23 protein-coding genes, 1 tRNA gene and 3 pseudogenes are annotated in these 22,392 nt (G+C 40.9%); 15 read left to right on the top strand and 12 right to left on the bottom strand.

Annotated elements, in window-relative coordinates:
* Positions 1-88 precede the first annotated feature (88 nt).
* A complete protein-coding gene (locus RM368_RS27565) occupies positions 89-985 on the bottom strand; it encodes a GTPase family protein (protein WP_322696996.1) in 897 nt (298 codons plus the stop codon).
* Between the two features lie 290 nt (positions 986-1,275).
* Here RM368_RS27565 and RM368_RS27560 point away from each other — a divergent pair, with 290 nt between their 5' ends.
* Positions 1,276-2,175, top strand: a complete 900-nt coding sequence (locus RM368_RS27560) for a hypothetical protein (RefSeq protein ID WP_322696995.1) — start codon at positions 1,276-1,278, stop codon at positions 2,173-2,175.
* A gap of 174 nt (positions 2,176-2,349) precedes the next feature.
* Here the strand turns inward: RM368_RS27560 and RM368_RS27555 are convergent, their stop codons facing one another.
* Positions 2,350-2,544 carry a hypothetical protein gene (locus RM368_RS27555; protein WP_322696994.1) on the bottom strand — a complete coding sequence of 65 codons (195 nt, stop codon included), beginning with the start codon at positions 2,542-2,544 and terminating at the stop codon, positions 2,350-2,352.
* Between the two features lie 62 nt (positions 2,545-2,606).
* Here RM368_RS27555 and RM368_RS27550 point away from each other — a divergent pair, with 62 nt between their 5' ends.
* Positions 2,607-3,047, top strand: coding sequence for a hypothetical protein (locus RM368_RS27550; protein WP_322696993.1), 441 nt, complete (start codon positions 2,607-2,609; stop codon positions 3,045-3,047).
* Between the two features lie 496 nt (positions 3,048-3,543).
* Complete coding sequence (locus RM368_RS27545; protein WP_322696992.1) at positions 3,544-4,755, top strand: MFS transporter; 1,212 nt, start codon at positions 3,544-3,546, stop codon at positions 4,753-4,755.
* Positions 4,756-4,794: 39 nt separating this feature from the next.
* On the opposite strand, the gene RM368_RS27540 is transcribed toward RM368_RS27545, so the two are convergent.
* Positions 4,795-4,868: transfer RNA gene (locus tag RM368_RS27540), tRNA-Arg, on the bottom strand.
* Between the two features lie 37 nt (positions 4,869-4,905).
* On the opposite strand from RM368_RS27540, the gene moaC reads away from it, so the two are divergent.
* Entirely contained in the window at positions 4,906-5,409 is a 504-nt protein-coding gene (gene moaC / locus RM368_RS27535) for a cyclic pyranopterin monophosphate synthase MoaC (RefSeq protein ID WP_322697025.1), read from the top strand.
* 165 nt (positions 5,410-5,574) lie between these two features.
* Here the strand turns inward: moaC and RM368_RS27530 are convergent, their stop codons facing one another.
* A complete protein-coding gene (locus tag RM368_RS27530; RefSeq protein ID WP_322696991.1) occupies positions 5,575-6,267 on the bottom strand; it encodes a Uma2 family endonuclease in 693 nt (230 codons plus the stop codon).
* 124 nt (positions 6,268-6,391) lie between these two features.
* Between RM368_RS27530 and RM368_RS27525 the strand changes: the two genes are divergently transcribed.
* From RM368_RS27525 to RM368_RS27515, 3 genes are all read left to right on the top strand, one after another.
* A complete protein-coding gene (locus RM368_RS27525) occupies positions 6,392-6,649 on the top strand; it encodes a hypothetical protein (protein WP_322696990.1) in 258 nt (85 codons plus the stop codon).
* Positions 6,650-6,767: 118 nt separating this feature from the next.
* Positions 6,768-7,076 (top strand): DUF3181 family protein, encoded by a 309-nt coding sequence (locus tag RM368_RS27520; RefSeq protein WP_322696989.1) that lies wholly within the window; start codon positions 6,768-6,770, stop codon positions 7,074-7,076.
* 278 nt (positions 7,077-7,354) lie between these two features.
* Positions 7,355-7,570 carry an acetyltransferase gene (locus tag RM368_RS27515; protein WP_322696988.1) on the top strand — a complete coding sequence of 72 codons (216 nt, stop codon included), beginning with the start codon at positions 7,355-7,357 and terminating at the stop codon, positions 7,568-7,570.
* An 85-nt stretch (positions 7,571-7,655) separates the two neighbouring features.
* Here the strand turns inward: RM368_RS27515 and RM368_RS27510 are convergent, their stop codons facing one another.
* The 4 genes from RM368_RS27510 to sfnG all read right to left on the bottom strand — a co-directional run bounded on the left by RM368_RS27510 (position 7,656) and on the right by sfnG (position 12,444).
* Positions 7,656-8,138 (bottom strand): ABA4-like family protein, encoded by a 483-nt coding sequence (locus tag RM368_RS27510; protein WP_322696987.1) that lies wholly within the window; start codon positions 8,136-8,138, stop codon positions 7,656-7,658.
* 296 nt (positions 8,139-8,434) lie between these two features.
* The gene (gene cobW / locus RM368_RS27505) at positions 8,435-9,475 is read right to left on the bottom strand and encodes a cobalamin biosynthesis protein CobW (RefSeq protein WP_322696986.1); all 1,041 of its coding nucleotides are present in this window, start codon (positions 9,473-9,475) and stop codon (positions 8,435-8,437) included.
* Positions 9,476-9,990: 515 nt separating this feature from the next.
* The gene (locus RM368_RS27500; RefSeq protein WP_322696985.1) at positions 9,991-11,199 is read right to left on the bottom strand and encodes an SfnB family sulfur acquisition oxidoreductase; all 1,209 of its coding nucleotides are present in this window, start codon (positions 11,197-11,199) and stop codon (positions 9,991-9,993) included.
* Positions 11,200-11,346: 147 nt separating this feature from the next.
* A complete protein-coding gene (gene sfnG, locus RM368_RS27495) occupies positions 11,347-12,444 on the bottom strand; it encodes a dimethylsulfone monooxygenase SfnG (protein WP_322696984.1) in 1,098 nt (365 codons plus the stop codon).
* 505 nt (positions 12,445-12,949) lie between these two features.
* Here sfnG and RM368_RS27490 point away from each other — a divergent pair.
* On the top strand, positions 12,950-13,234 hold the full coding sequence (locus tag RM368_RS27490) for a hypothetical protein (protein ID WP_322696983.1): 285 nt from the start codon (positions 12,950-12,952) through the stop codon (positions 13,232-13,234).
* Here the strand turns inward: RM368_RS27490 and RM368_RS27485 are convergent.
* Entirely contained in the window at positions 13,221-13,937 is a 717-nt protein-coding gene (locus RM368_RS27485; protein WP_322667120.1) for a heme oxygenase (biliverdin-producing), read from the bottom strand. The two genes, RM368_RS27490 and RM368_RS27485, sit on opposite strands and share 14 nt — an antisense overlap.
* Before the next feature lie 569 nt (positions 13,938-14,506).
* On the opposite strand from RM368_RS27485, the gene glmM reads away from it, so the two are divergent.
* Positions 14,507-15,979, top strand: a complete 1,473-nt coding sequence (gene glmM / locus RM368_RS27480; protein WP_322696982.1) for a phosphoglucosamine mutase — start codon at positions 14,507-14,509, stop codon at positions 15,977-15,979.
* Positions 15,980-16,164: 185 nt separating this feature from the next.
* Here the strand turns inward: glmM and RM368_RS27475 are convergent, their stop codons facing one another.
* Together RM368_RS27475 and RM368_RS27470 are read right to left on the bottom strand one after the other, a co-directional pair.
* Positions 16,165-17,448: a glycosyltransferase family 2 protein gene (locus RM368_RS27475; protein ID WP_322696981.1), complete on the bottom strand. Its 1,284-nt coding sequence runs from the start codon at positions 17,446-17,448 to the stop codon at positions 16,165-16,167.
* A 213-nt stretch (positions 17,449-17,661) separates the two neighbouring features.
* The gene (locus RM368_RS27470) at positions 17,662-18,528 is read right to left on the bottom strand and encodes a WYL domain-containing protein (protein WP_322696980.1); all 867 of its coding nucleotides are present in this window, start codon (positions 18,526-18,528) and stop codon (positions 17,662-17,664) included.
* Between the two features lie 318 nt (positions 18,529-18,846).
* On the opposite strand from RM368_RS27470, the gene cas3 reads away from it, so the two are divergent.
* The 4 genes and pseudogenes from cas3 to cas5d form a co-directional block, all read left to right on the top strand.
* On the top strand, positions 18,847-20,208 hold the full coding sequence (cas3, locus tag RM368_RS27465; RefSeq protein ID WP_322696979.1) for a type I-D CRISPR-associated helicase Cas3': 1,362 nt from the start codon (positions 18,847-18,849) through the stop codon (positions 20,206-20,208).
* 28 nt (positions 20,209-20,236) lie between these two features.
* The gene (locus RM368_RS27460) at positions 20,237-20,497 is read left to right on the top strand and encodes a DUF433 domain-containing protein (RefSeq protein ID WP_181932505.1); all 261 of its coding nucleotides are present in this window, start codon (positions 20,237-20,239) and stop codon (positions 20,495-20,497) included.
* A pseudogene (locus RM368_RS27455) lies at positions 20,494-20,691 on the top strand (DUF5615 family PIN-like protein); the annotation flags it as partial. The gene RM368_RS27460 and the pseudogene RM368_RS27455, both read left to right, overlap by 4 nt.
* Positions 20,684-21,016, top strand: a pseudogene (gene cas5d / locus RM368_RS27450) (type I-D CRISPR-associated protein Cas5/Csc1); the annotation flags it as partial. The pseudogenes RM368_RS27455 and cas5d, both read left to right, overlap by 8 nt.
* Here the strand turns inward: cas5d and RM368_RS27445 are convergent.
* Positions 21,017-21,427 carry a hypothetical protein gene (locus RM368_RS27445; RefSeq protein ID WP_322696978.1) on the bottom strand — a complete coding sequence of 137 codons (411 nt, stop codon included), beginning with the start codon at positions 21,425-21,427 and terminating at the stop codon, positions 21,017-21,019.
* A 105-nt stretch (positions 21,428-21,532) separates the two neighbouring features.
* Here RM368_RS27445 and RM368_RS27440 point away from each other — a divergent pair, with 105 nt between their 5' ends.
* A complete protein-coding gene (locus tag RM368_RS27440) occupies positions 21,533-22,153 on the top strand; it encodes a 2OG-Fe(II) oxygenase (protein ID WP_322697024.1) in 621 nt (206 codons plus the stop codon).
* Positions 22,143-22,328, top strand: a pseudogene (locus RM368_RS27435) (CRISPR-associated endoribonuclease Cas6); the annotation flags it as partial. The gene RM368_RS27440 and the pseudogene RM368_RS27435, both read left to right, overlap by 11 nt.
* Positions 22,329-22,392: the final 64 nt, after the last annotated feature.

Here is a 22,392-nt window from a genome sequence, read left to right as displayed (position 1 = left end):
ACAAGCTTAATAACTCCACCAAAACACTTGGAAGCTACAAATAACGTAGCCATGCTCACACAAAAGCTTAATAGTTATATTTTAACCATCACCACCAGCTAAAAAATATTTTGGCAATATTGTTAACCATCACACCAATCTTAGTTTTATCAACTAAATCCCCTGCGATTTTTCCAAAATCTTTACCTGCCTCTCCGAACATAAATTCTCCGATATTTTCTCCCAATGCTTCAAAAAAACCTCTTTTGGCTTCCTCCTTAGCTTTGTCTGAACGATTTTCCTCTTTTACAGAATCCACAAACGTTACCTTTTTCTCTTTGGGGATTGCATAGGTGATTGTCTCTACAAGCGTTATCAAATTATATTTACCAGCACTCGATACAGGAATAACGGTTTTGCTGTCAATACCAAACTTTTGAGCAACAAATTTTATCTTGGCATCAATATTTTCTTGCTGTTGATGCCCAGGAATACAGTTTTTTCTGTCCCAATCCCAGGAGGGGTCAACTTTATCAACCTGGTTAAGCACAATGATAAAAGGCTTACCTTGTACTAAGTGAGGCTTGATGACATTGTGATAAAACTCTTCATCAGAACTAAAAGCCCTGTCATCAGCTTTTAGAACCCACAAAACCACATCTAATTCTGGTAACTGTTTAGAATATAAAGCCTTGTATTCTATATCTCGCTCTCGACTTTCACCGACACCAGGTAAATCAACTAGTTTAATATTTCCTGAACCTACGCGTACTGAATATTCCTGAGCTTCGCGTGTACAACTCTCAACGTGACTGACAGGTGCAACATCTTTTCCAAAAAGAGCATTACAGAGACTTGACTTACCTACACCTGTCTTACCCAAAATGCCAATTTTCGGCTCATAATTAAACGTTTCAGAAATGAAAGATTTGATTTTTTCTGCTTGTTCTGGCAGTAGTTGGTTAAGCTGACTGAATGCACCAAGTATATTTACTTGCATATTCATGATAAAGTACACCATCTTAAGGAAGGACTAGGTGTAGTATTCCCAAAACCTAGTTCACTATCGAAACCCATACATTTGATAAAAATGTCGGGAAATGGACTAAGACGACATTTACCTAAAAGCATCTACAGTAAAGCATTCAGCCACCGATTAGTTTTTTTAGCGACATTTATACACTTTGTCCATACTCTCAATAGTTGATTTCCCTGTTAGAGATTTATAGTTTTTGGCATTGTATAGGGAATACTAAAATTTAGATTCCTTACTGTCTAACTTACAAAAGTAATACAATGTCTACTCAAAAATATTTAGAATATTTTGATTCTGCTATTGGCTTATACAAGCAAGGGCTAGATTTATTAAGTCCAGAAAAAGATGACATTTCAATTATATCGGGATGCATACTCATAGCTATTGGCTTTGAAAAATTTATTAAATATGTATTAGAGAAAGAAAATCAACTTATGGTTTTACAGAAAGTAGAGTTCCAAGATGTTTTAAATTTTAGAAAAGGAAAAAGAATTGGAGCTAAAAATACAGATGGCTCTAAAAATACAGTAACTTTACAAGAAGGCTTTGATAGGTTGGTGAAGATATTTCCTGAGCTAAAAATGGAAATGCACAATATAAAGGAAATTGTTAATGATAGGAATTTCTTGGTTCATGGCTCTGGTGATTTCTCTTTAGGTAAAACAGAAAAACGTATTAGAGCCAACGTGACATCTATATCTGAATTAATTTGTTCGGTGTGCCTCAAGAAAAGTCCTGTAGAAATTTTTGGTGAAAATACATGGGAAGTCATGAAAAATTTTAGAGATGCATACGAGCAATCTAAAGCTTTAAAGTTGGAGGAAAGATTAGATTTTTTAAAAAGACTTTATTTACATGATGAAAAGCTTACTTGCCAAAAAATACAATTATTAAAAGACCAAAAAAGTTTGATTCCTTGTCAAGCTACTTATGATATATATAATTGTCCTATTTGTAATGGCAAAGCTTTGGTTGAAACTGATTGGGATATAGATGTAGATCGCGATGACTTTGGAGTATCTGTTCTTACTAATGCATATCCATCGCTTAACGCGTTCGTTTGTTCTAAATGCGGCTTTACTTTATCTGACTATGAGGAAATTGAAACTTTAATAGGACAAGAAACTGTGAGGAAAATCTTTACTATGGAAAATGAGTAATATTTTATAGAGTTATAAAATCATGCAATCGCCCTAGCCGCTGGAAACTCTTGCTTGAAATACGCGAGTAGGTAAAGGCTAGGGTCAATTTTCTAACCCTAGCCTCAAATTTTTTATATATATTGCTTTTCAACTATCTGTAGTTTGGACAGAATGTTAGAAATAAAGCTCTAATTACTGTTGCCTTTCTTTCTTTTCATCCAGTGCTTTTTGAATAGCTTCTCTACAAAATTCAGGAGGGTCATCTTGTTGCTGTACTTCCTCCTTCATGGATTTTGTCATGCGTATATTCATTTTTTCGGTTAGCGGTTCTTCACCTTTTCTCTTCCCTGGCTGCAAATTCTCAGGTGTTCCCTTGGGGTTAGGCATTTATGTAGAAACGTAAATATAAGTTGAATCGATAGGAAGCTATCGAATAGAGTTTTAAATCGGTGGTGACACACGTCTTGGAAAACAGTACACCACCGATACCACTTTTAGAAAATGGCTACTCTATGTTTACACGAACGGAACTTGAAATCAAAACTATCCAAGAGTTACGCGATTTGTGCCGTCGATACGGTCTTAAGCCTACTGGGAACGCTGGATATAAGACTAGCTACGTTACTTCACTTATAGCCTTCCCTGCGATCGCACTTAACCAGATGCAAGAAGGTAGGGGATTAAGACGGTTAAGTTTTGAAGCTTTCCAAAATATCGGTGCTGCACTCGATCAAATGAATTCCCCAACTGATGAACAAGCAGCGCTTATTAAAATCACGATGGAAAGACGTTCACTTCATCCGCCTCAATCATGGGAACAACAAAAGCTTCTCAATCTCTACATAGCTAAACAAAAGCTAGAAGAGGTGATGTATCTGTTGGGGGAATAGATAACTCAAAAGCTTAGTTAATAGTAAGGACTCTATCTAGAGTCCTTTTTTTGTACATATTTTCAAAATACTTGGAGTAGTACTTGGAGTTTTCAGGAGATAACAGACATATAGATATAAAAATAATATTTTTGTACTACTTTCCTACTCATTCTCAATAACGAGTGATAATGACTCTCACGATACTCTGATTAATGCCTAAAATGCTCTATAACCTAGTACTGGTAAGGGAATGATGCAATGTACCAGGAATTAAGAATATACCCCCTAGTGAGGAAAATGGCTGTAATCCTTGTGTGGTAAGGTGTGAGATGGAGTTAGAGTCGTACTTGGAGTTTTTTTGAGGTTAGAAGTGTATGAGCATATATTGAGCATTGATAATTAGTAATAATTTATACTCTCAATAGTTAATTTATTACTTAAAATATTATATTTGAGCATTAAATGAGCATTTATTATAATTTATGGGCTAAAAGCATTGATTTTACGTGCTAATATGCTGATTTTATTTACGGCAGGTTTATTATTCTGGTCGAGCCTGTCTTCGCTCTTACCAACTCTACCGCTTTACATCGATGATGTGGGCGCAAGCAAGCAAGAAATTGGTCTTGTTATGGGCAGTTTTGCCATTGGGTTATTGTTATCTCGCCCGATGCTGGGACGATTAGCCGATGAACGCGGTCGCAAAATTGTCTTGTTGATTGGTACGATCGTAGCTGCGATCGCACCCTTTGGTTACTTGTCAACCCGATCTATTGGGCTGTTGATCCTGGTGCGGATTTTTCACGGCATTAGTATTGCTGCTTTTACCACTGGCTACAGTGCCTTAGTTGCAGATTTAGCGCCCGCCGAAACTCGTGGTGAAATCATTGGTTACATGACCCTAGCAACTCCCCTTGGTTTAGCTATTGGCCCTGCTTTGGGTGGGTATTTAGAAGCTACAAGTGGTTACGGGATATTATTTCTGTTATCCGCCGAATTAGGTTTTGTCGCCCTCTTAGAGATTTTACAAGTTACGAATCCGCCAGTGCAAACGCAGGAGCAGACAGAGGGAGAAGATCGCAAATTTTGGCAAATTTTGTTCAGCCCACGGGTGAGAGTTCCAACTATAGTTATGTTGCTGGTTGGTTTGTCCGTCGGTGCTGTACATACCTTTGTGTCGTTGTTCCTCAAATCCACTGAAGTAGACTTCAATGGCGGACTGTTTTTTACAGCTGCGGCAATTTCTAGTTTTAGTATCAGGATATTTGCTGGTAAAGCAAGCGATCGCTTCGGGCGGGGTTTGTTTATTACCTTTGGGATTTTTTGCTACGTTTTGGCGTTAATACTGCTGTGGCAAGCTAACAGCGCGATCGTTTTCTTACTGGCTGCGATCGCCGAAGGCGCTGGTGGTGGTACACTGATCTCGATGATGATTACGATGATGGCAGATCGTTCACTGCCGCAAGAACGGGGGAAAATTTTTGCTATATGTATAGCCGGACTTGATTTAGGAATTGCGATCGCTGCTCCTCTTTTGGGTATCATTGCAGAACTTGTAGGCTACCGCGATATGTTTGGCTACGGTGCTGCAATCACTTCTCTAGCACTTGTCCTCTTCCTCACCCAGTCGAGCAAAAACCTATCCAACTCACTGTGCTTTGCACTAGGTCTAGCTCCAGATGCCTACGCTTTGAAAAACTTAAAAGTTAGGAGCGATGAAATTTAACTCATCACTCCTAACTTTCAAATCTTAACTTTTTAAAAACGGGCGAGGAGGGATTCGAACCCCCGACACCGTGGTCCGTAGCCACGTGCTCTAGTCCACTGAGCTACACGCCCTCACCGACAATCTATATTAACACGTTTTAACCAAATGGTGCAAGATAATTTTCCAGCTAATTTTGCTTCCTTATCCCATCTAGATCCCCAAGGACAAGCACAGATGGTTGATGTGTCTGATAAAGCACCCACCATTCGCCAAGCAGTAGCAGCTGCTAATGTGCGAATGCTGCCAGCCACCTTCGCTGCCATTCAAGCCGGAAATGTGCCAAAAGGGGATGTATTGGCAACTGCAAGATTGGCTGGGATTATGGCAGCCAAGCAAACAGCCACTTTAATTCCTCTGTGTCATCCGTTGCCTTTGCAAAAAATCGCAGTCGAAATTACACCCGATCCCCAACTACCGGGTTATCAAATTCAAGCCACAGTCAAAACTAAAGCTGAAACAGGTGTAGAAATGGAAGCCTTAACTGCCGTTTCTGTCGCTGCTTTGACTTTATACGATATGGCAAAAGCTTTAGAAAAGTCGATTCAAATTGAATCAATTCGTTTAATCAGTAAGAGTGGCGGAAAATCAGGAGATTATTCGCCGACAGAGTAATAAGCTATTGGGCATTGGGCATTGGGCATTGGGCATTGGGAAAGAGGAGGCAGAAGGCAGCTATGCTGGAGGCAGAAGTTCTAAAATGTTTGAATTTTGAATTGATTTCTCCCCCTGCTCCCCTGCTCCCCTGCTCCCCTGCTCCTCTGCCCCTCTGTTCCCCAGTTACAGAAGATTATCAGGATCGATGCCGAGATTACGCAAATATGCTGCTAACTGTTCAGCGCGTTGGCGTTCTTGTTCAGTGCGTTGACGTTCTTGTTCTAGCAATAACTCAGCCTGTTCAGCTCGTTGATTGAGTTCCAGGGAATTCAAAAATCTCTGTCCATCTGGACGGTAAATTACTAACTCCCCTTCCCCAGTTTGAAATCTAATTCCTAAACGGGGACTGACCCAACCATCCATTTGCCATAGCTTATTCAAATGGTTGTTTTGCCGCAACCAGCCATCTAGTTGAAAACTTTCAGGGTCGTATAAATAGTATTCTTCAACACCATAGGTATCGTAAAACTCCAGCTTGCGCTCCATCTCCTTGGTATCATTACTATAAGAAAGAATCTCAAAGACTACTTGCGGCGGGATATTGTCTTCTTGCCACTGACGATAAGAACGACGTTTACCCTTTGGTCTACCGAAGACAACCATCACATCAGGTGCAGTCGGTGTAATCAGCCGAGAACGGACGGGATACCAAAGCAAATCTCCTGCAATCAAAACATTGTCATTATTAGCAAATAGAATCTCTAGGTTCTCCTTAATCAGGACAATCCAACGATATTGCTCTGTATTGTCTGCCATTGGTTTGCCGTCGCTATCCGGATAGAGGAGATCGGGGTCTATTTGCTCAAAGATCGTCATCGGATTTAACCCAGTGGCTCTTGACTTGCAATTTAATTATGACTGCTTCTAGAAGTCTAATAGCAACGACTGCACTAAAAACCTTAGAATGAGTAGGGTGTATTTAAATCTGTAACAAATATTTATGCCTCCTCGTTGGCCTCGCAAACCCGATCGCAAAGACCCTGATTACCGCAAGATTGATGACCGGATGAATTTTGCCGTCCATGTGGCGATCGCAGCTATGATTAATTCTGGCTTATGGTTTTTTCATATTTTGAAAAACACTACCTGGGACTGGCTGCCGTTGTTTACTGCCAGTTGGACAGGAATAGTATTAGTGCATCTGATTTATATTAGTGCGATCGCTAATTACAGCGAAACTCCACCTAAATCCACCTGAAGACGGATTACTGATGCTGGGGCGATTGTAACCTGTGGTAGTAGAATCAGCCTATTAATTGAGCGATAATGTAAAAAGCTTGAGATTTCGCACTTTTTCTTAACGTAGGGTTATTTTTATGGCAAAGACTAACACCACAGAACTACTGGAAGCCCTAGCAGCTGAAATTGGCGAAAATGTCTACATAGACATTGCCAAATGGCATCTTTATTTATCTAATGCCAAACTGCATACAGTTGTTGCCGAGCAACTGTATCCTTTAATTACTTCCGACGCTGTTAATGAAGACCAAGTTTTACAAGTCTTGGGATCGATTCCAATAAAAATTGGCGGCGGTAGAAGCGAACTTCCTTTGAGTGATTTACTGCCACTGCAATGCCAAGTAACATTAGTTGATATTTTAGAAAAATATCAACGCGAAATCTAATATCTACAACCAAGATTATTTGAATTAGATAATTTTCTCGGTCAGTATTCTCTAATTTTATTTGAAATGCTGAATGAGGATTAATTTGTTGCGCCAATTTTATAAAGATAAAAACCACAGAGACACATAAATTAATTTTGTGTAATTTATGTGTTCATATCTGGTAAAAATTTCCTTTAGCAATTAAGGAATCTCGACCTTCTAAATTGGTTGAGACGAGCATGAGTTTATCTTAAACTTGCTCTTAACTTTCATGCAAACTTATTGAGGCGATTTCTATGCTTTTACAAGTCAAAGATAGCGGTGAATTGGTAAAAATTGTTGAAATTCAGGAATTAATTGACCCGAATACTGATGTTGTTCAGGCAAAAGACCAAGAAGGTCAAGAAGAACAGCAACCTGAAACTTTTAAAAAACAAAATCTTGTTTTTCCTTCAGGTGAAGTTCTACCACGCTGCTGGATAGATGCTGACTATAGACACGGTAACAGCTAATGATTTAAAAATGAGATAATTGGTAATGGAAGTAAACTATTAGCAATTATCATTAGTAGGGGCACACAGATGCGTGCCCCTACTGCTATGTGCCAGTTGATGGTACTTCTTGTTCTACTAATGTCGCCTTTTCATTCTGCTGAAACTTTGGGAAAAATCTCTTAGTAATCCAGTCAGTTAAAATGTGAGATAGTAATCCCAAAGGCCCAGCAAACAAAGATAAAGCCAGAGAGTGAATTGTCCAAACACCTGTTTTCTGTCCTTCCCAATAAATCCAGCGACCGACGAATAAATCCATCACTAAAAAATGAATCCAACTTGTTGCCGCAGCTGTTTCGTCTGCAAAAAACCGTGCAATATCAGCTAATTGAGGATTTGATAAAGCTTGAGCATTTTCTGGAGTAATGCTGTTAATAAACAAATATAAATATGTTCCTGCTAACAGCACAAAGGGTAGATATGATGACATTATCCACCGTGTAACTTTCCAGTTCGGCAATAAAATCATCAACGCCCAAAATGGTAATACGAAAAGGTTGGCAACGTTAAATAGTTGAGAAATCGTCATATATTTGTAAAGTGAAGGGTGAGGGTTTAAGTTAGGAGTTAGGAGTTAGGAGTTGAGAGTAAAAAATTCCGAGCTTTGAGTTGCCATTCGTTAAAGGTAGGTAAATTTCCGCCACCGTGTATTAGTTCCACTTAAGGGACTTCCAGAAAATAAATTATCCCATTTCATGCCCATCAAAACGACTTTCTTTCCCTCTGCCTCCTGCCCCCTGCTCCCTGCCCCCTGCCCTCAAAGCGATGGAACACTTTTTTAATTGGAAGTCCCTAACTCCTAACTCCTAACTCTTAACTCCTAACTTATAAAGCTACAAGCTGTGATTCAATTTCTGAAGAATTCAAATCACGCCCGATGAAAACTAAGCGCGTCTGCCTAGCTTCTTCTGCTTTCCAGGGGCGATCGTAAAATTTATCAAATCGGGTTCCCACACCTTGCATCACTAAGCGCATGGATTTATTAGGCACTGCGACAAAGCCTTTAATCCGATAAATTTCTTGTTGTTGTACCAATGTTTGCAACTGCTGTTGCAACTTTTCGGGGTCAAAGGTACGATCCAAAATTAAATTAGCTGAAGTAATTTCTTCATCGTGATTGTGGTCTTCTTCGGTATCGTGATGACTAGGACGAGAATCTAAATTGTCTTCAACTGCCGCTTGGAATCCTAATAATATAGATGCGTCTAGTTGAGAACGATCGCTCTCGACAATTTTCACCACTCTGGGCAATTCTTGCTTAATCAATTCCTCAACTCTGGCTTTTGTCTCGGCATCTACCAAGTCAATTTTATTTAACACCACCAAGTCTGCACAAGCAAGTTGGTCTTCAAACAATTCTTGCAAGGGTGTTTCGTGTTCTAGATTATCATCTGCTTGTCGCTGGGCTGCGATCGCATCTGGATCGCTAGCAAATGTCCCGGCTGCAACCGCCGCACAATCTACCACGGTAATTACAGCATCCACAGTGGCGGCGTTACGAATTTCTTGCCAACGAAAAGCCTTCACCAGGGGTTTTGGTAAGGCTAAACCAGAGGTTTCTATCAAAATGCAGTCGATGCTATCCCGCCGCTTAATTAACTCTTGCATCGTCGGGTAAAACTCTTCCTGCACGGTGCAGCATAAGCAGCCGTTGGTTAATTCAAAGATATTAGTGTCACCATTACCATCTTCGGGGCAAATTTGACAAGATTTTAACAATTCGCCATCAATACCAAGTTCGCCAAATTCATTGACTAAAACGGCAATGCGCCGTCCTTCGTTATTTTGTAGCAGGTGGCGAATTAGGCTGGTTTTTCCACTACCCAAGAAGCCTGTGATTACTGTGACAGGAATTTTCGTAGCCATATTTTTGCCTGATTTACTCAGTATGAGAAGTTTTACGGGTTACAAACTTAAATACTGAGATTAAGCTTGGTTTGAAGATTGACTTAGTTATTTTAAGCTGAAAGTCTATGGTAAGCCGGAAAATATTCCCGTTATTGTTGAGTTTAGGTTTGGCTTTAATTCCTGAAATCAGTGTGGCACAAACGGTAGAGGAGTTGGAACAAAAAGCAACATCTGCCGAATAAGTGAAAAATTATGAAGAACTCGCTAATATTTGGCGGAGTTTGATTGAAGGGGATGACAAATCAATAAATTTAGGGACTCCAATAAATAAATTATCCAATTTCACTGAGTCAAAATGATTTTTTCTCCCCCTGCCTCCCCTGCCCCCCCTGCCCCCCCTGCCCCCCCTGCCTCCCCTGCCCCCTGCCGTCAAAGCGATGGGATATTTTTTTATTTGGAAGTCTCTTATCAGGGGTAAAGCATTCTGGTAAATGTTAATTCTGAAAGCTTCACCCCAGTAGAAAATGCTGCAATTACAACCAAGGATGGCGCGGGGGATAGACACCGTTGAGGAAGTAGTTACCAACAGCATAGTATTTCCAACGCACGGGATCGTGGAGTGTGTGAGCGCGAGCATTTCGCCAGTGGCGATTGTAGTTGAATTCTTCTAATGTGGATTTAGTACCTGCTAGTTCAAACAGTTTGTTGGTAGCTAGTAGTGATGCTTCGGTGGCTAAGGCTTTGGCTTCGGCAACTGCAATTGATGCTTCAACTACCTTGGGTTCTTCTAAGCCTGACTCGTTGGCGATGTCGATAAATTCGCCTGCACGTCGCAGCAATGCTTCCGCAGCGTGAACTTGAATTTGGACATTGCCTAAGTTATAGAGCGTCAGGGGGTCTTCGTAGCCTTTTTCTAAATTGCTGTCAACCCAAGGACGAGTATGGTTGCGGACAAAGTAGATGGTGTCACGGACTGCGGCTTTAGCAATTCCCACGTCTACGGCGGCTTGGATGATTTGGGCGATCGCACCCATTGGTGTTGCCCTTTCAAAAGCCAAGTAGTGCGGAATCACGTGTTCTGCCTTAACTTTCACATTTTCAATAATCGTAGTGCCGCTAGCAGTGGTACGCTGTCCGAAGCTTGTCCAATCATCGAGTAGGGTTAATCCTTCGGCATCTCTTTCGACAAATGCCACCACTGTCTTACCATCTGGATTACTGGCAATCACGGGAACCCAATGTGCTAATAGTGCCCCAGCAGAGTAGTATTTACGTCCGTTGAGTACGAAGTCAGAGTTATCTGGTGTTAATTTTGTTTGGACATCAGTCACAGACTTAGTGCCAATTTCCGAGAAGGCGTTACCGAAGCGTTTTCCTTGGAGAACCAAATCAAAGAAGAACTTCTTCTGCTCATCTGTACCATCTAACCGGACTGCTTCCACCATGTAGAGGTGGTTTTGGGGAATTTGACCGAGGCTAGAGTCAGCTTCGGAGATGATTTTAACTACTTCTGCGAGGGTGGCATTCGATACAAAAGCACCGCCATACTCTTTCGGGACTGTAATTCCCCACAATCCGCTCTGGGAGAACTTTTCTACTTCCTCAGCAGGTAAACGTCGATTTTGGTCGCGTTCTGAGTCTCCCTTGGCAAACTCAGCTGCTAATTCGTGAGCGATCGCGATCGCTTCTTTGTCATCTTGAATAATATGCGCCTTCTGGTCAGCATCAATTACTGATGTCATAGTAAAACTCCTTGATTGTGATTGAGTGACTCATAATCGCCACTACTATGAGACAGCCTTTGGATTTTTCTTAGTGCCGTTCAGATATAGCTGTTATCTACAACAGCTTCAATCCACAAAACCCGCTCCTACAATGTTGCTGTTAATCTACACTCCAACCAACTCATCAGCTGTCCGAGGATTAGATTTAAGTTCGCGCACAATTGGTATTACTGTCTTACCAAATGCTGGAAGATCGTCTGTGTAGTGTAAGAAGCCACCAAGAATTAGATCGACTCCCGCTTCATGGAACTGGCGAATCTTTTCAGCTACTTGTTCAGCTGTGCCAATCAACCCCGATCGGAAACCATCGTTATACTGCACCAAGTCTTCAAAATTGGAATTTGCCCACATTCCCTGACGTTCACGAGTTGAAGCTCCCGCCTGTTTTACCGCTTCGCCAAATCCTTTTACCGCTTCCACATCAGCTTGGGCAATAATATCGTGCAATACTTCATGCGCTTCTGCTTCCGTATCTCGCACGATGATAAAGGAATTCAAACCAAACTTAATTGTGCGTCCTTCAAGACTCGCTAATTCAGACACCTCTGCAATCTGCTCTTTCACGCCTTCTATGGTATTGCCATTCATGAAATACCAATCAGAGACGCGGCCAGCCATCCGTCTGGCTGCTTTGGAGTTACCACCTTGGAATATCTCTGGGTGAGGATTCTGATTAATTGGTCTAGGCTTCACCCAACCGCCGTTAATGCGGTAAAAGTCGCCTTTAAAGTGAAACTCATCCTCAGTCCACAAACCCTTGAGAACGCGGATAAATTCCTCTGAACGACGATAGCGTTCGTCATGGTCTAACCAATGTTCACCATATATAGTGAATTCATCTTTGAACCAACCACTAACTACATTCAAAGCAAATCGGCCGTTAGAGAGAAAATCAATACTTGCACCCATTTTGGCAACTACTCCCGGATGCCACAATCCAGGGTGAACTGCTGCAATCAATTTCAATTTCTTGGTGACAGGAGCTAGAGCCGACACAGCTGTTAATGCCTCTAATTGGTACTCAGCGCCATAGCTAGCGATAAATCTGGCTTGTGCTAGAGCATATTCAAATCCAACTTCTTCAGCCGTCTGAGCTAGTTGAGCATTGTATTCATAAGTCCAATCTGTGCGTTGGGGAATTTTACTCACAACTAACCCCCCGCTAACGTTGGGAATCCAGTATGCGAACTTAATATCTACCATAATTGTGCGTTTGTATTGAAACTGCTTGGTTATTTTTCTCACTTTGCAAGTGATGTAACAAAGCCTAATTTGTCATCGCTAACAAATCAGCTAAAACTCGATCGGGCAAAATTTTAGTCAAAATCGAAAGCTTGAGAGCGGCTGGAAACTATTTAGAGTTTACAAGTAGACAATTTTCTGATGGTGGTAATATACTACAACTTTATCGTATTACCGTAGTTTTTAATTAATCGGACTCGATCGCGACAATTTTTTCGATGTCGTGACTCGATATACTTAAATTCCATTTCCGTATTCCAAAATGGAATACTGCCGACTTTTACTGAGTATTTTATTATTTGATATTTGCTGGTTATCAGCCTGATTCAGTCAGAACTCGACAAAGCATCGATACTGATAATATGTGGTAGTGTAAACTACTAAACTAAAAAATATTTCAAAATTTGCTTGGAATTTTCAATCCAGATACTTATAGCACAAGCCTTCGTGGTTAGGACATTAACAGATGATAAAACTTAGACACAACAAGACTTTTCACCCAATCCCCAGTCACCAGTCCCCAGTCCCTTGCTATATCTTCCCAATTCCCAATCCAATCAAAACTGAGGGGCAATCTCCCCATGCTTACTTTCACATCTCAAAAGCAGTCACAAGGCTATTGCCCCTAAATATTTTGAGCGTCGATCGCTCTTTCGCCAGAAACACCTATGAATTACCTTTCATCAGGCTATCTGAATTTATGACTCCACACACCAGACTCCGCAATCTCAACACGATTACTCAGCTGTGACGAGTTCAGTACTACCACGTGTACGACGCCGTGTAAGGCTATTATACAGCATCACACCGATCGACTTGATCAAATTACCTTCCAATTCCTGGAATAGCTTCATGTTCGTGCCAAAGGCGGCGTTAGCTTCATCAACGATGCGATCGGTTGCCGCCTCGTCAAGGGGTAATTCATCCAAAGTTTGCCGATATTTGGTTTTGAATGCCTTCTCATCAGGAATTTCTGGAAACTCATAAAAGGCTGTTCCTTGTCCATCAGACAAATTCATCGCTGTAACAGCAATATTTTTGAGAATTTGTCCCCCGGATAAGTCACCTATGTAACGAGTGTATGAATGGGCGATTAACAATTCCGGTTCTGTAGCAGATATTTCTCGGATGCGCTGTACATAAGCTTCACCTGCGGGAGATAGTTTGATTTGCTCTCTCCAGTTTGCACCAAAATAATAACTTAGGTCTTGCTCTAAGCTATGCTTGCGGTTTAGCTGAGGAAAGTTAATTTTAGAAACTATTGGGTGCTGACGGTGCTTTTCTATTTCCTCTTCCATCGCTGAGTAGACGAAGTAGAAGTTAGCAACAAGTTTCCGGTAAGAGTTTTTTTCCACTACTCCTTTTAAAAAGCACTTGACAAAACCAACATTTTCTGCCATTGTGTGGGCTTTCTTAGTGCCTACACGTAATTTGGTTGCTAAATTGCTGCTCATGCTAAATTTCTCAACTTTAAAAAGTTAACTGCCGGAGTTTTAATTCACTAACGGCTAAAAAAGCCATTAAAACGTTACCTTAAAACTATTTGATGAGAATTTATATTAAAATTTTTTAAGCTGCGGTGATTTTGTAGTTTTTTACACAGCGATAAGGCTAAGAAAACAGAATTTTAGATTTGAGGATTTTGATTTTTTGTTGTATTAGCTAAATCTTTTTCATTCTCAGCTTGGATAAAAAATTTTGCAATTTACCAGAAGTAATATTTATTACATATTAACTTGGTGATAGCATGATCGAGTGTGAACTAATACAGATAAAAATCAAAACGAAAGTTGTCGGCAGAAAAGGAATAATCAGCTAAGATGTGGAGACTTTACTAATAAAGTAAAAACCAATACTGACTTTATCAAAGATTTACAATCTTAGAAAGAAAAATTCAGTATTATTACGTAAAGGTGGCTCGATCTAAAATGAATTTATAAAGAGAAAAAGCATGTCAAAATTGCTGAATAAAGTCTTAAGTGCTATTTATTTTTCAGTGTGATTGTGTGGAGTGTTTAAAAATATGGTTTCATCTATAACTCGGACATCGGGCATTTCTGGAGGTTCTACTTCTGAAGTTGAGGGATTGGGCAAAGGGATTGAGAGCAGTTTTGGACTGAATTTAATCCCATTACCAGCAAATCCCTTATTTGGCACAGATGGGATTCGCGGACGAGTCGGAGAATTACTGAATGCGCCTCTAGCATTGCAAGTGGGTTTTTGGACGGGGATTGTTTTACGTAACCATGCTACTCAAGTAGGGCCAGTCATTCTCGGACAGGACTCTAGAAACTCCAGCGATATGCTGGCAATGGCTTTGAGTGCAGGGTTAACAGCAGCGGGGTTAGAGGTTTGGTATTTGGGATTATGTCCCACTCCTTGCGTTGCCTATCTCACCAGCATCAGTGATGCCATTGGCGGAGTGATGATTTCTGCCAGCCATAATCCTCCAGAAGACAATGGAATTAAGGTTTTTGCTGGCAATGGTGGGAAGTTGCCGCAAATCTTGCAGACAGAAATTGAAGCGGGACTGCGTGGCAAGATATCACCGATCGCGAGAGTCAGTAATTGCGGACGGCATTACTCACGTTTCGAGTTAGTGGAAGATTATAGCTCGGCGTTGAAAAAGCCCTTAAACGGTGTCTTGAATCTTCAGGGAATGAAGATTGTTTTAGACTTGGCGTGGGGAGCCGCAGTTGGGTTAGCACCATCAGTATTTACCCAAATGGGAGCGGAGGTAATCTGCTTGCATAACGAGGCAGATGGCGATCGCATTAATGTTAACTGTGGTTCCACGCACCTAGACATTCTGGCAGCAACGGTACAAGAACACAACGCCGATATCGGCTTTGGCTTCGATGGCGATGCCGATCGCGTCTTAGCAGTAGACAATACAGGCAGGCAAGTTAACGGCGATTACATTCTCTACCTGTGGGGACGACACTTACAACAAAACCAACAATTGCCAGACAACTTGATTGTATCTACAGTCATGGCCAACTTAGGCTTTGAAAAAGCTTGGCAGCAAATTGGTGGTAACTTAATTCGTACCGCAGTTGGCGACCAATACGTGCAAGCAGAAATGCAGCGCACTGGGGGAATGCTAGGTGGCGAACAATCAGGGCATATTCTTTGCCGTCACTATGCCGTGACTGGGGATGGCTTGTTAACCGCATTACACATAGCATCTTTGGTGAGAGAGGCGGGTGTTCCCTTGAGCGAATTAGTAGATCGAAGCTTCCAAACCTATCCACAATTGTTACGGAACGTGCGCGTTGTCGATCGCGATCGCCGTTTGGGATGGCAAGATTGCCAACCTGTGCAACAAGCGATCGCTCTTGCTGAAGCTGCAATGGGCGATTCCGGCAGAATTTTGGTTCGCGCCTCTGGCACAGAACCAGTGATCAGAGTAATGGTGGAAGCAGCCAATGCCGAACTCGCCAACTACTGGACAAATGAACTAGTTTCCCAAGTACAGCAGCATCTGATGGATTAAATTAGCTAATATCTCATCTCATCAAAAAAGCGCCAAGTTTGATCGCAGCTTCTACGAATTAACCACCCTTGATTATGTCTAGAAGCTGTGACATTTTGATTAGACTTCTTGGCATTTGTCGGGGAAAAGGGTAAATAAACTCAAAATCCTTTCCCTTTAACCTTTTTTTACTAAATAATTTTCCTTCAATGAACTCCTCCCCGATGTTCAGTTTTTACCCAGAGCGATCGCTCGTGCTGCACACACATCTTTGAAGTGGCCACAATCATCACAGGAATCCAATGCAGCATGTATAATGACCCTTGAATTGTTGCCCAAATCAAAGACCATCCTCGTAAATTTTGAAATTGGTAAAGTCCAGCAATAAAGGCAATTGTCAAAATGATGCTAAGTAGTGTCTGGAGGGGAAACAGAACTGGATGATGGCTATAAAAAATTGTCCAAAGTAAGTCGGGTATTAGTCCAATTGGTAGAAGAAATTGCAATATAAAAAATAATATTAAATCAATTTCTTTTGCCCAACCTAAAGTCAGAATTTGCGGAAAATAATCTAGATAACGCTGATAGCCACCTTCAGCCCAACGACAGCGTTGATTCCAAAGTTTTTCCCAAGTAGTTACACCTTCTTCCTGAATTGATGGAACTGTAACAAACTCAATTTCCGTACCTGCTAAATAGAGTTTGAAACAAAGATCCAAATCATCGGTGACAGTGTTCTCATTCCAACCTTGACACTTTTCTAACAATTCCCGACAAACTAACATTCCATTACCGCGCAGTTCAGACATTCCACCAATAGCAATGCGATGGGTTTGTAGAAAGCAATCACAATTCATTTCCATCTGCTGACAACAAGTTAAGAAATTGGTATTAGCATTAGAAATCGCTTTTCGCACTTGCACTGCACCGATCGCTTGCTGATGAAACAGAGGTACTGTTTGCTGGAGAAAATTGGCTTTTAACTGAGCATCCGCATCACAGACTAAGATAATCTCTCCTTGGGTAAAGGGAAACACCGCATTCAATGCGCCGGATTTACCACCTTTTGATTCCCGTCGATGAACTTGTAAAGCTGGAAATTGAGTTTGTAATTCTTTCAAAACCTGGGGGGTTTCGTCGGTACTACCGTCATCAACAACCCAGATATCTAGGGAGTCGCTGGGATAATTTAATTGGCATAAGCAGTAAACTAGATTAGCCAAGACTGGACTTTCATTTTTAGCCGGAACTAAAATCGAGACTGGCGGTAAATAAATTTCACTCTCTATCACCGCCGCCCCTGGTTTGGCTAACAGCATCCGTAACGTTTGCACAGTCAGGATTGCCGTTAATCCCAGCATCAACCATTGTGTTGGTGGTAGCCAGTGCAGCAAACTCACGCCACCCCAGACTAATAAAACTACTAGGGTTGCTTTGAGACGGCGATGAAAGCTAATATTTTTACTGGGTTGATAGGTACTTATTCCCACTTTATTTACTATGTCCTTTCGGTTCGCGGCTTAGTCCTGCGACGTAATAATAGCATCGTCACTGCTCCCAAAAGGAAACCGCTCACTCCTGCTACAACTGCTAGAATCCGCCCCAATGGGTTATTCAACAGAAAGAATTTTTACAAAGAAAGGCTGGAGGCAGTGTTTCGACACTTTGACAACCAGCCAGGCAAGATGCCTATCCCACAAGACTTAACTCCTGGTTTCGATATCGTATAACTGGCAGAGGGTGAGGAGTTTTTGTTTAAGGCGATCGCGCACATTCTCTGGTAATATCACTACACAATCTGGCGCATACTGCATAACTTCCCGTATAAACCAAAATGTACTAGATACTCGCCTAACAACTCGCCGGACTCGTGCTTTATCTGGTATCCACTCATTAATATTGTCTTCTGGTTTAGCTTGATAAGCAAAAGCCAAACCTGCAAATAGATGCATTTCCACTTCTATCTCAGCCAAATTAAATCGCCATTCACCAGAAATTGGCATGACAGCAGCTTCAGTAATCCTGTCTAATCGCAAACTCCAGTTGTGAACCAGTTCTGGTACATCAAAATTTCCTTCTGTCTCTTCACACCAGCAATCAAGATATTGCCGCTTTTCATGGGGTGTAACTTTGGCATAACGAACGGTAAAATTAAACACACGCTCTGCTGCATCTTGATAAGAAAGCTGAAATGGTTGTTCGCGTAAGATGTAGCGATCTATTTCTAAGCGCCAAGGTGGGGGTAAATTCTCTAAGAAACGTTCGATTTCGCCTCGCAACGGTAATGATAATTCGCTGCGTTCGAGAAGTAAGTTTGCAATGATTTGGGCTTGTTCAATTTGCCCGATGTCTGTCAACGCATTGATACAGCGATGTAATGCCCTGATGCGTGGTTCTTTCCAATCGTTATTGTTACCGATGAGTAACTTACGTTGAGCGATCGCTTCTATCAGTTTAGAGATATTCGGGCGATCGCCCCACATCATACCGAATTCTAAGGCGATCGCTTCTAGCTCCGCTTTATCACGTTCTGATATCGACAGTGTAATAGATTGACCTTTTCGACTCATATTTTATACGGACACTTTTATACGGATATATCTTGGCAACTTCTATTTTGCATGGCATTATAGGGAATAACAACGAGTTACGGACAGTTTTTAAGTAAAGTGAAAAACTCGCACCATTGGTGCGAGAAATAGCCTGGAGAGTTTTTATACCCATCTAAAAAACTGCAACCAATGGTTGCAGAAATTTGTGGGTGCTATTTAGCACATATATAAAACTGCCACCATTGGTGGCAGAAATTGATTAGATTTACTAAATCTGTCATTCTTTTTGCATAAAAGTTCCGATAAATCAAGCATTGACGTAGCAACTTAAAGGATATGTCTGAAAATTACAGCATAAATCTCAAACCTGTTTATTCTAAAACCGTTCCTACACCTGATGACGTGAAATTACCTAATAATTGGTCACTATCTTGGCATCAAGTGGCAACTCTGGAGGCATTACGCAATCCAAGTATTGAGGTAATTTTCAACACTGCAATGACTGGAGATGGTAAAAGCTTGGCTGCTTATTTACAGGCTATGACAAGTAGGACGCCGACTTTAGCAATGTATCCAACAAACGAGTTAGCAAGAGATCAAGAAAAACAGGTTCAAGGATACAAAGATATTTTTAAACCTCAGAAAGATCCGCAAATAAGACGATTAACAGCAGCTATTTTTGATGCGGGGAACTTTATTCAACGATTTGGTAGACTTGGCAGACATAAAGGTTTTGAAATTTATCAAGCTTACGCTTTAGTACCTAACTTTCTTGTTGCAAGGCTATTTGCAGATAAATCCCATCCTTTAGAAGATGGTGAAACTTATGACCGCATTAGTTTTAAAAATACCATTGATAAATTTTGGACATTTAAAAATCAGTTCGAGCGATATCCTCAGCGATGGGGTGGTATACAGTCAGCTTATATCTATTCAAAGCTGCAAGGAAACCATCACATGAAAGAGAAATATCCAGAGGTAGCTAAGAAATTTGGTATTAGTGTTCAAAATGCTTTAGGAATTAGCATTAAACAGATGAATGCACAGTTTTATCGCTGTCAGAGTGAAGGAAAAACAAAAATTATTGATGAGGCTAGAAGTTTTCGGGGAAGTAGTCAGTTAGATTGTGCAATTTATGACTTAACAAATCCAGATGAGCCAGAAACAGAAAGATTTAAAATGTATAATCTTCCTGGCATTCTCAATAACTTTATTTTCGAGTTATGGGATAAAAATAGCTTTATGGAAAAAGCCGATAAAGCTGGAGTAATTACTACTCGCTTTGATAAAGCTTTGTGTTATTTAAAGTTCAAAGGCTATCGGGATGTACGAGAAGATTGGCACTTCTATTATCCAGGGAATCTGAGAGAATTAGCTAAATCTGGTAAGGTGCAAGTTCTACCAGATAAACAACACGAACTACAAGGTTTAGAGATTTCGCAACGACACGGTTACGGTATCAACCAAATTAGTGATGCTGTGAGTAGACGTAAACTAGTGTGCTTCATTTCAGATCGCGATCGCAACTTTTTACGCGCCACTCTCGGATTACCTATGCATTTTCAAGCTTACCCTATCACAGATGAACCAGAGGATAGAAAGCCTCACTACACCATTATTTTTGGACAAGATGCGCTGTTGTTGGAAACCTTAACTTGGCATTGGAAGCCAAAAGACGATGAAGGATGGATATGTTAGAACTAGAGGCTATTAGAGGTGAAGCTACATGACTAACAATGATTTGCTTTCTCGCATTTCTATCGACCCGAATATTTGTTTTGGTAAACCGTGCATTCGCGGACATCGTATTTGGGTTTCTCTAATTTTGGATTATTTAGCTGGTGGTACAACAATTGAAGAAGTTCTTGAAGCTTATCCAAGCATAGAAAGAGAAGATATACTGGCTTGTATCGCCTACGGTGCAGAGATGGCGCGGGATGTTTTTGTGGAACTTCCTTTGACAAAAAAAAAGGAAGCAAGTGCGTGAAATTAAAGCTAGATGAAAATATCGACTTGCGCGTTGTAACTTTATTGCAATTAGCAGGACACGATGTTGCAACAGTACCAGGACAAGGCTTAAGTTCTGCACCCGATCCCGAAGTTATTGGGGTTTGTCGCCGTGAGGGTAGATGTTTAGTCACTTGCGATCGCGGCTTTGGAAATCGTCTGAAATATAATCCCAGAAAGCCGATTTGAGTTTTTTGTCATTTCGCAAAAAGAACTCAAACTAACAAAGTGGATTCGCTTGGGTAAATGGATGAGCAAGGCTGAAGTGATAGTAGAACAATTACCAAAACCTAAAATTGCTGAAGGTATATTCACTTGTACACATCCATTAAATCCATTAGATGTAATGTTCACTAATCAAGTGATGAGCTATGACGTTGTGAATATGCCTCCAGTTAGCTTAATTCAGAATGTCCAAATGCGAGGTCAATACTATCAATTTGATGGCATTCAAAGCTTAAAAATTCCAGTTCGGATGGAATATCGTTTTCGGAATTAATCACTTCCCAAAACCTTTACTATGCTTTTTAGTTTTTCGAGGTTCTATTGTCATTAACTCTGCTTTAAAATCTCTGGAATCTTGCAACATTAACTTACGTATTCGCTGGCGTTGGTAAGCTTGCACTTCAGCAGCTAGAGGATGATTAGGATCAATCTTTAGATGAGTAATAGAAGAAACATATTTTTCTGTACTATCGGGATTATTTGGCTCTTTTAGTCCGCACATAATCCCGCCTTCATCTCCTGAATAGCCAACGAAATCAATTTCAAATTCTCTGTCTGGATCGGCGTTTACTCCTTTTTGCTTTAATGTCTTCAAAAACTCCTTACCTGCTCGTGCTTTAATTGGTAAGTTCTCTTTCAGTTTTTCAGTTAGTGCCTTTGCTGCATTGTAATTATCAATTCTCATTGGTCTTTATCCATACGTAGTTTTTCTCACTTAAAAGAATACTACTATCATTACTCGATAGTGTTTAAAATTTTAGATACCACATTCAGCGATCGCTCCCCACCCGTGAAACACTATCAACAACAAACCAACGCCTTCCCCAGCGATTACCTCAACAACTTGTGGGGAGAAATCCAAGCTTGTCCTTACTTTGCTATCAACAACCTCAACCGCGATTTTGTCGCCACGAAAGGATTTTCTGTAGTATTTCAGCGTTCTGGATTAGCAAAAGTAGAACAGCAGTTTCCCTACTTCAAGCCTTACCTCGATTTGGCTCTCCAACCAAGTTGTAATGCTTTTTACCTCAATCCTTTACAACTCAAAGAAGGCTCCCGCGTCGATCCGCATATCGATCGCTCCCTGCGTTCCTACTCCAAAACCATTGAACCGCCTGCGGTTGTTAGTGTTCTCTATGTGCGCGTACCTGCGGATATGGAAGGGGGAGAACTGGTATTGCGATCGCACAAACGCCAACTTGGGCAAGTTAAGCCCCAATTCAATACTTTAGTTTATTTTCAAGGTGATTTAACTCATTCGGTTAACGCTGTCAAAACCCCAGGAAATCGCTTAAGTCTCGTTTGTGAGCAGTATAGTTTGAGTGATGCTGAACTCCAGGAAATCCCTGAGTTTACTGTAGAGTCAAGAAGCACTCAGTCTACAACTAAAAAAAGAAAGTATGCCTCATAGTTTAGTGTTGAATTTGCTACCTCAATCGCCCATTCCACCACAGTATCTCACAGGTAGACATCTGCACGCTCTATTTTTAACCCTTGTTAGTTCTGTAGATAAAGAATTAGGCGATCGCTTGCACGATTCCACCGCAGATAAAGCCTTTACCCTTTCTCCCCTGCAAACTAACTCCCCCCTTTTGAAGGCTTGTCATTACCAACATCTTTTAAACTGACTGGGTGATAAAATCAGCAGCC

The sequence above is a fragment of the Nostoc sp. DedSLP03 genome, from assembly GCF_034530815.1.
GTDB lineage: Bacteria > Cyanobacteriota > Cyanobacteriia > Cyanobacteriales > Nostocaceae > Nostoc.
This window is presented reverse-complemented; position numbering and strand designations above follow the sequence as displayed.

What these genes read in the sequence shown, in the direction of transcription:
- RM368_RS27530 (WP_322696991.1), bottom strand. Translation starts at nt 6,267, where the DNA reads ATGACGATCTTTGAGCAAATAGACCCCGATCTCCTCTATCCGGATAGC.
- RM368_RS27460 (WP_181932505.1), top strand. Translation starts at nt 20,237, where the DNA reads ATGACTAACAATGATTTGCTTTCTCGCATTTCTATCGACCCGAATATT.
- RM368_RS27470 (WP_322696980.1), bottom strand. Translation starts at nt 18,528, where the DNA reads ATGAGTCGAAAAGGTCAATCTATTACACTGTCGATATCAGAACGTGAT.
- RM368_RS27525 (WP_322696990.1), top strand. Translation starts at nt 6,392, where the DNA reads ATGCCTCCTCGTTGGCCTCGCAAACCCGATCGCAAAGACCCTGATTAC.
- RM368_RS27500 (WP_322696985.1), bottom strand. Translation starts at nt 11,199, where the DNA reads ATGACATCAGTAATTGATGCTGACCAGAAGGCGCATATTATTCAAGAT.
- RM368_RS27565 (WP_322696996.1), bottom strand. Translation starts at nt 985, where the DNA reads ATGAATATGCAAGTAAATATACTTGGTGCATTCAGTCAGCTTAACCAA.
- RM368_RS27485 (WP_322667120.1), bottom strand. Translation starts at nt 13,937, where the DNA reads ATGAGCAGCAATTTAGCAACCAAATTACGTGTAGGCACTAAGAAAGCC.
- RM368_RS27545 (WP_322696992.1), top strand. Translation starts at nt 3,544, where the DNA reads ATGCTGATTTTATTTACGGCAGGTTTATTATTCTGGTCGAGCCTGTCT.
- RM368_RS27520 (WP_322696989.1), top strand. Translation starts at nt 6,768, where the DNA reads ATGGCAAAGACTAACACCACAGAACTACTGGAAGCCCTAGCAGCTGAA.
- cobW (WP_322696986.1), bottom strand. Translation starts at nt 9,475, where the DNA reads ATGGCTACGAAAATTCCTGTCACAGTAATCACAGGCTTCTTGGGTAGT.
- RM368_RS27555 (WP_322696994.1), bottom strand. Translation starts at nt 2,544, where the DNA reads ATGCCTAACCCCAAGGGAACACCTGAGAATTTGCAGCCAGGGAAGAGA.
- RM368_RS27560 (WP_322696995.1), top strand. Translation starts at nt 1,276, where the DNA reads ATGTCTACTCAAAAATATTTAGAATATTTTGATTCTGCTATTGGCTTA.
- glmM (WP_322696982.1), top strand. Translation starts at nt 14,507, where the DNA reads ATGGTTTCATCTATAACTCGGACATCGGGCATTTCTGGAGGTTCTACT.
- sfnG (WP_322696984.1), bottom strand. Translation starts at nt 12,444, where the DNA reads ATGGTAGATATTAAGTTCGCATACTGGATTCCCAACGTTAGCGGGGGG.
- RM368_RS27510 (WP_322696987.1), bottom strand. Translation starts at nt 8,138, where the DNA reads ATGACGATTTCTCAACTATTTAACGTTGCCAACCTTTTCGTATTACCA.
- cas3 (WP_322696979.1), top strand. Translation starts at nt 18,847, where the DNA reads ATGTCTGAAAATTACAGCATAAATCTCAAACCTGTTTATTCTAAAACC.
- RM368_RS27515 (WP_322696988.1), top strand. Translation starts at nt 7,355, where the DNA reads ATGCTTTTACAAGTCAAAGATAGCGGTGAATTGGTAAAAATTGTTGAA.
- RM368_RS27445 (WP_322696978.1), bottom strand. Translation starts at nt 21,427, where the DNA reads ATGAGAATTGATAATTACAATGCAGCAAAGGCACTAACTGAAAAACTG.
- RM368_RS27490 (WP_322696983.1), top strand. Translation starts at nt 12,950, where the DNA reads ATGATAAAACTTAGACACAACAAGACTTTTCACCCAATCCCCAGTCAC.